General features: G+C 70.5%; 4 protein-coding genes and 1 riboswitch. Of the genes, 1 reads left to right on the forward strand and 3 read right to left on the reverse strand.

The features are described 5' to 3' along the window. Positions 1-77: 77 nt before the first annotated feature. Complete coding sequence (locus ACFWPJ_RS20480) at positions 78-1,295, reverse strand: NADP-dependent isocitrate dehydrogenase (RefSeq protein WP_378853583.1); 1,218 nt, start codon at positions 1,293-1,295, stop codon at positions 78-80. 244 nt (positions 1,296-1,539) lie between these two features. On the opposite strand from ACFWPJ_RS20480, the gene ACFWPJ_RS20485 reads away from it, so the two are divergent. Continuing rightward, positions 1,540-2,187, forward strand: a complete 648-nt coding sequence (locus tag ACFWPJ_RS20485; RefSeq protein WP_378853585.1) for a hemerythrin domain-containing protein — start codon at positions 1,540-1,542, stop codon at positions 2,185-2,187. A 20-nt stretch (positions 2,188-2,207) separates the two neighbouring features. Here ACFWPJ_RS20485 and ACFWPJ_RS20490 read toward each other — a convergent pair whose 3' ends face one another. Beyond that, the gene (locus tag ACFWPJ_RS20490) at positions 2,208-5,864 is read right to left on the reverse strand and encodes a BTAD domain-containing putative transcriptional regulator (protein ID WP_378853587.1); all 3,657 of its coding nucleotides are present in this window, start codon (positions 5,862-5,864) and stop codon (positions 2,208-2,210) included. 81 nt (positions 5,865-5,945) lie between these two features. Continuing rightward, entirely contained in the window at positions 5,946-6,632 is a 687-nt protein-coding gene (locus ACFWPJ_RS20495; protein ID WP_378853589.1) for a hypothetical protein, read from the reverse strand. A gap of 248 nt (positions 6,633-6,880) precedes the next feature. Next, a riboswitch (SAM riboswitch) is annotated at positions 6,881-6,958 on the forward strand. This riboswitch is flagged as partial in the annotation.

Below are 6,958 nucleotides of genomic sequence, written 5' to 3' on the forward strand. Positions count from 1 at the left end.
CCCCTCCGGGTGTCTGCGGCTCGCCCAATACACAGCCGTGCGTGTCCCGCGGTACGACGCGGACACCCCAGCTCATATCACTTCAGGGCGCGAGCGAGGTTCACGTCCAGCGCACCCAGGAACTCCTCGGTGCTCAGGTAGCCCTGGTCGCCGCCGACGAGCAGCGCCAGGTCCTTGGTCATCTGCCCGCCTTCGACGGTCTTGATGACGACGTCCTCGAGCGCCTGCGCGAAGCCGATCACCTCGGGGGTGTTGTCCAGCTTGCCCCGGTGCTCCAGGCCACGGGTCCAGGCGAAGATCGACGCGATCGGGTTGGTCGAGGTCGGCTTGCCCTGCTGGTGCTGGCGGTAGTGCCGGGTGACGGTGCCGTGCGCGGCCTCGGCCTCACAGGTCTTGCCGTCCGGGGTGAGCAGCACCGAGGTCATCAGGCCCAGCGAGCCGAAGCCCTGGGCCACGGTGTCGGACTGCACGTCGCCGTCGTAGTTCTTGCACGCCCAGACGTAGCCGCCCTCCCACTTCATGGAGGAGGCGACCATGTCGTCGATCAGGCGGTGCTCGTAGGTCAGGCCCGCCGCATCGAACTGGCTCTTGAACTCGGTGTCGAAGATCTCCTGGAAGGTGTCCTTGAACATGCCGTCGTAGGCCTTCAGGATGGTGTTCTTCGTCGACATGTAGACGGGGTAGTTCTGCTGCAGCCCGTAGTTGAGCGAGGCGCGCGCGAAGTCCTCGATGGACTTCTTGAAGTTGTACATACCCATGACGACGCCGCCGTCCTCGGGCATCTTCACGACCTCGTGCACGATCGGCTCGCTGCCGTCCTCCGGGGTGAAGGTCAGCGTGACGGTGCCCGCCTCGTAGACCTTGAAGTCGGTGGCGCGGTACTGGTCGCCGAAGGCGTGGCGGCCGATGATGATCGGCTTGGTCCAGCCGGGCACCAGGCGGGGCACGTTCGAGATGATGATCGGCGCGCGGAAGATGGTGCCACCCAGAATGTTACGGATGGTGCCGTTGGGCGAGCGCCACATCTTCTTGAGGCCGAACTCCTTCACCCGCGCTTCGTCGGGGGTGATGGTGGCGCACTTCACACCGACGCCGTGCTTCTTGATGGCGTTCGCCGCGTCGACGGTGACCTGGTCGTCTGTCTTGTCGCGGTACTCGATGCCGAGGTCGTAGTACTCGAGGTTCACGTCGAGATACGGGTGGATCAGCTTGTCCTTGATGAACTGCCAGATGATCCGGGTCATCTCGTCGCCGTCGAGTTCTACGACGGTACCTTCAACCTTGATCTTGGACATGGATCTTCGTGTCCTCCTAGGATGGTGCCCTCATTGCACGGCCAGGCGAACACGCTTGTGAGCGGACCCCAGCTGTTCCAACAGACAACGTATATGCCCCGCGTTGTCTGCGGGACGTGTGGTGCAAACAAGACGAGCGTACTGCTGCCCTTTACCTCACCGCGATGGGAGGGCCCGCTGTGCGGGACTCCGCCCCGCAGCGGACGGCAACCAGGTCGCAAGTGACCGCGGGCACTGTCGGGTCATGACCGACATACGCTCGACTCCCAACCTACTAGGAATCCGGCTGGCCCATCGCGCGATGCTCGCCGATACCGCTCGTTTCGCCGTCCTGGCCGGGGAGCTTGCCCCAGGGGCGCCGTGTGCGCCGCGGCGGGCCCGCGCTGTCGCCGAGTATCTGGGCCTGCTGTGTGACTCCATCCATCATCACCATCGCATCGAGGACGAGGTCCTCTGGCCGACGCTGACCGCCGCGGCCGGTGACGCCGTCGATGTCAGGGAGCTGACCGACGACCACGCCCAGCTCGACCCGATGCTCGCCGAGGTCAGGGCGGCCTGCGCCGAGCTTATCGACCGGCGTCCGGGCGCGGCCGCTGTCCTCGCCGAGCGGCTGGCGCGGCTGCACACCGTGCTCGACGAGCACATCGCCGACGAGGAGCGGACGGTCTTCCCGATCGTCACCGAGTACGTGACCACCGCGCAGTGGGACAAGGTCGAGGCGGCGGCCCGCGGCGGCGCTGTGATGAGTTTCGAACTGCCGCGCATGGTCGCGGTCTGCACGCAGGCCGAACTCGCCGAGGTAATGGCCGACGGTGGACTGCCGTTACGGGTGATGCTGACAATGTTCGGTATCGGATACCGCCGTCGGGAGAGTGTGCTGGCAGGTAGGTGAACCGGTGGCGGCAGGAGGGGCTACGCGGTCGCCGGCGACCTGCCTGCAGCGGTCGGCGCGGTGCCGCCGATGACGTCGAGGGCGGCCAGTTCGGTCGCGATGGCGGCGAGTACGTCCTCGGCCGCGACGCGGTGCGCGGTCGCGGCGGCGTGGTCACCCAGCCGGTCAGCCAGTTCGGCGAGGACAGTGTCGACCGGGCCGAAGGCGACCGATCCGGAGTCCATACCCGCGATGGTGCCCGCTCTCGGCAGCAGGTCCTGATAGAGCCGCCGTGCCGCCTCGACCGTGCCGATCCGGGCGACCACCCTGGCCTCGAACACCGACATCGCGCACCAGTAGTAGTCACGCAGGACCGGGGGTCCCGCGCCGAGCGCAGCGGCCGCTTGCTCGGTGTCTCCCGCGTCGAGCAGGGCCAGCACGTACACCGACCTGAGCGCGTGCGGTGCGGCCGCGTTCAGCTCGGCGTAACCGTCGAGGCCGGGTGCGAGGTCGCCGAGCGCCCAGCCGGTCATCATCTCGGCCAGCAGGATCAGTTCGGCGCCGTTGGCGTGACCCGCCGCGATCATCTTCGCGCTGAGGTCGGCATCGATGGCCTTGGCGGTCGCGAAGTCGCCGCGCAGTGCGGCGAGCACAGCCAGATGCGCGGTGGAGACGACCAGCAGCGGGCCGAGCTGGCCGCCCTCGGCGCAGTCGAGCGCCATGGCGATCTCGGCTCGCGCGGCGACGAGCCTGCCCGCACCCGAGGCGACGAGGAAGCGCAGAAAATGCGCGACCGCCTGGTACTCCGGCAGACCCGCCTCGGTCGACACGCGCAGCAGCTCGTCGGCCAGGTCGCCACGCTCCGGCCACAGATCGGGACCGAGCGCGACGAAAGCCCTGGCATTGAGTGCGGCGCACAACAATTCGGGATCACCGAGCTCGCGCGCCGCGCGCAAGGCCTCGGCGGAGCAGGCGAAGGCGTGCGGGTTGTCGAAGCCGACGACTTCGAAGGCGGTGGCGACGAGCAGCCGGATCCGCAGGTCCGGCGCTGTCGTGCGCGTCAACGCGGCGGCCAGATCGGCCCACATGCCACGGTCGGGAAGGCCGCGTTCGCGGCTGGTCCAGATCGTGGGGGCGCGCCAGCAGGTGAGGACGGCGACGATCGGGTCGGTGGTGATGATCTGGGTATCGGCAGCAGGCATCGAGGTGCGGGCTGTTTCCAGAGCGTCGACGCGCAGGATGCGGGCCTGCTCGTCGTTGCCGCCGTAGGCGAGGGCGTTGATCAGGGCGCAGCGGGTCGACAGCACGGCGAGGCGGTCGTCGCGGGTCGCTTCCGCGCTGTCGTGCCCTGCGCGCGTGTGTAATTCGAGGGCGGATCGCCAGAGGGGCTCGGCGTCCTGGTGGGCGCGGCGGGCGGTGCGCCTGCGGGCGGCGGCGAGGACGTAGCGCAGCGCACGGGGGGCGTTCGCGGTGCCGGCGCCGGCGATGGCGTGGTGCGCCATGGCGTCGAGGTCGACTGTGCCGGTATCGGATTCGAGGTCGGCCGTGGTGACGCCGGTGCGGCGTTCGAGGAGTTCCAGGGCCGACCAGTGCAGCCGGGCGCGGCGCAGGGCGGGGATGTCGCCGTAGACGGCGTCGCGGATCAGAGCGTGGGCGAAGGTGATTCGATCGGTGCCCGCGATGCGGACGAGTCCGGCGACGGTGACCGTGTCGATCAGGTCGATCAGGGTGTCCTCCGGCTCGGCGGTCAGCTCGAGCAGAGTGTCGAAGTCGATGTCGTCTCCCCAGACGGCGGCCAGGCGAAGGGCGCGGGCCGCGCCGGCGGGCAGCCGGGCGATCCGTCGGCTGAGCACGTCGCGGACGCCGTCCGGCACGGCGTGCAGGTCACCCACCGCCGCGGCGAGGGTGGCGACCTCGCGGACGAACAGTGGATTGCCGCCGGTCCGGGCGCGCAGCCGTTCGGCGGTGTCGTCGTCGATGGTCCGCAGACCCGCCCGGGCCGCGATGGCGCGCACCGCGGCGGTGTCGAGGCCACCCAGTTCCAGGCGACGGCCCGTCACCGCCGCCAGCGCGGCCGCCGAGGCGCGGACGCCCGCGTCGGCCTCGGACCCGCGAGCGGTGACCAGGACCAGGACCGGGCGATTCGCCAGCCAAGCCACCAGCTGCCGCAGGATCTGCAGGGTGGCGCTGTCGGCGCGGTGCACGTCCTCGAGGATCACCAGCACCGGACCTTCGGCCAGCCGCTGCTCACACGCCAGCGCCACCGCCCGCGCGATCCCGAACGGACCCGCTTCCCGCTCCCCTGCCTGCGCGCCGAACCCATCGAGCAGATGCGTCCACGCCCACGCCGCGGGCGCCCCGTCGACCTCCGGACACGCGGCCCCGGCAACGGTCCACCCGTCCCCGGCCAGCACCCCCGCCAGCGCATCACCCTGCGTCGTCTTCCCCGCTCCCGCTTCCCCTTCCAGCCACACCACCCGGGCTCGCCCGTGCGCCACCACCTCAGCCGCCTCGGCGAGCAGCGCCGCCCGTTCGGCGTCGTAGCCGACCGCGACTCCGCTGAACCGCGCTCGCGTGCCTGGCTGATCCGAACCGCTGCCGGCCCCGGCGGCATTCGCCGCACCCACTCCCACGACGCCCACGCTCGCCGACATCTCCGGGGCGTCGTCGCCGACGAGTCGCGCGGGCTGTCCCACGAGGTGGTCGGTAAGCGGTCCGGCCTCCGCGAGTGCGCTCACCGACGTCACCGGTCCCCCATCGTCGGCAGACCGCACGGCTTCGGCCGAACCGATCGCCGAGCCCCTCGAATCCCCACCATCGGCGGGCTGTGCTTGTCCAGCAGACGGTGTCACCGGATCGGGCTGGGCTGGTCCGGCCGATGGCTGCACCGGGTCGGCAGGGTGTACCGCGCCAGTCGATGGCTTCACCGGATCGGCGGGGTGCACCGCGCCGGTCGAGCGGGGCGGCTCGGCGGTCGGTGGCAGGTGCAGTTCCGGGGCGTGGGTGAGGATCGCGGTTTCGAGGGCGGCGAGGGCCGGACCGGGTCGAACGCCGAATTCGGTGTCCAGATAGTCGCGGACCCGGCGGAGGGTGGCCAGGGCGTCGAGCTGGCGGCCCAGGCGGTAGTGGGTCAGCGCCAGGAGGCGGGCGGCGTGCTCGCGGTCGGGATGGTCGGTGACGTGGGGAAGCAGCAGGGCCAGGGCCTCGTCGTGATGGCCGAGGGCCAGCGCCGCTTCGGCGCGGCGCTCGACGGCGACGCGGCGGAGTTCGTGCAGGCGGGCGGCTTCCGGGATGACCCAGTGGGCCGTCGCGAAGGGCGCGTACGGCTCGCCGTGCCAGCACGACAGCGCGTCGCCGAGAGCCACGTAGCGCTCCGCCGGGTCGGTGCGGTCGCCGTCGGCGAGCAGGCGCTCGAACTGCCACGCGTCGACCGCGGACCGGTCGAGACGCAGTGCGTAACCGGGGGCCTCGGAGATCAGGACGGTGGCCGGGGCGCGGGGCGGGCGATCGGGTTCGATGGCGCGGCGCAGGTAGGAGATGTGGGCCTGGAGGGCGCCGAGTGCCTTGGGTGGCGGGTCGCCTGCCCACAGGTCGTCGATCAGCCGGTCGGTCGACACCACGTCGCCGCCCGCGAGAACCAGGCGGGCCAGGAGCGCACGCTGACGCGGTCCACCCAGATCGGCGGGTCGCTCCCCCACCTCGACCCGCAGCGGGCCGAGTACTTCGATGCGTACGGCGGGCGCGCCGCCGTACGGTCCTTCGTCTTCGATACGGTCAATTTACCTGGCGATACGCACCCCCGCGACGCCGATCGCCACACCTTGGGCGACCGTACCGGGGATGATCCACCAGCCCTCGGCGCCCGGCAGTACACCGGGCAGCATCGCCGACACCGTCATGGCCAGGGTGCCCGCGATGATCAGCACGCCCGACCACCGGCCGAACACCGCGGCGGGCCTGATCAGCGCGTACACCGCGAGCAGCACGAATCCGAGCAGCAGCGCTATCGACAGCGGCGCGAGCACGGCGGCCGAGGCGTCGGCGATCTCGGTCGCGGCGTGATGGTCGAGCAGGCTGGTGACGTAGACCTCGTGGTAGGCACCGATCGGGATCACCACCGCCAGCCCGGCGAACAACAGCCCGTGCGCGAGAGTGAGCATCTTGCCCGCCCAGTCCGCGCCCGGCCTGCGGATGGCGCGGACCAGCGCGGGTAGGCCGACCGCCATCAGCACCGCGCCGACGGCGAAGGTGAGGTGCGCGGCTTCCCAGGTCGCCGCGTGCTCGGCGGATTCGGAGTGCTCGAGCGGGTGCATGAGGTTGCCCGCCGCCCACAGCACCGCGCCGACGGCCAGGACTCCGGCCCGCACCCGCTCACGACTTCCCGCCGAAACGGGGCTGGACGCACGGTCGGCGGGGTGCGGCGCCGAGGTGGTGTTGTTGTGCTCATCGGCAATCTCGATAGTCATGAGCCGAGCGTGACCGCCACCGATTGGCTCCCACTTGCGAACGAATTGCGGTCGCCCTCGAACGAGCGCGAGCGGGTAGGGCGGGAGGCTGTGAAACGTCCACCCCGCACAACCCTGTCGGGGTTGGTCAGGCGGGGACCGTCGTCTCTCGAGGGACGGCTGCCTGATGGGTGAGTATGCACACATTTACTCATCGGTCGGCACGGAAGTTTCCGCGCGGACGCGATGGCCGGTTAACATGACGGCAAGGTCTTGAGTACCAGCGCCAAGCCCCGGCTCGCTGGTCGGCAACCCTCCAGCTGCGGTGGGGTGCTCCGGGTGATGAC

Origin of the sequence: Nocardia sp. NPDC058497 (assembly GCF_042720195.1) — a bacterium.
In the GTDB taxonomy this organism is placed as follows: domain Bacteria; phylum Actinomycetota; class Actinomycetes; order Mycobacteriales; family Mycobacteriaceae; genus Nocardia.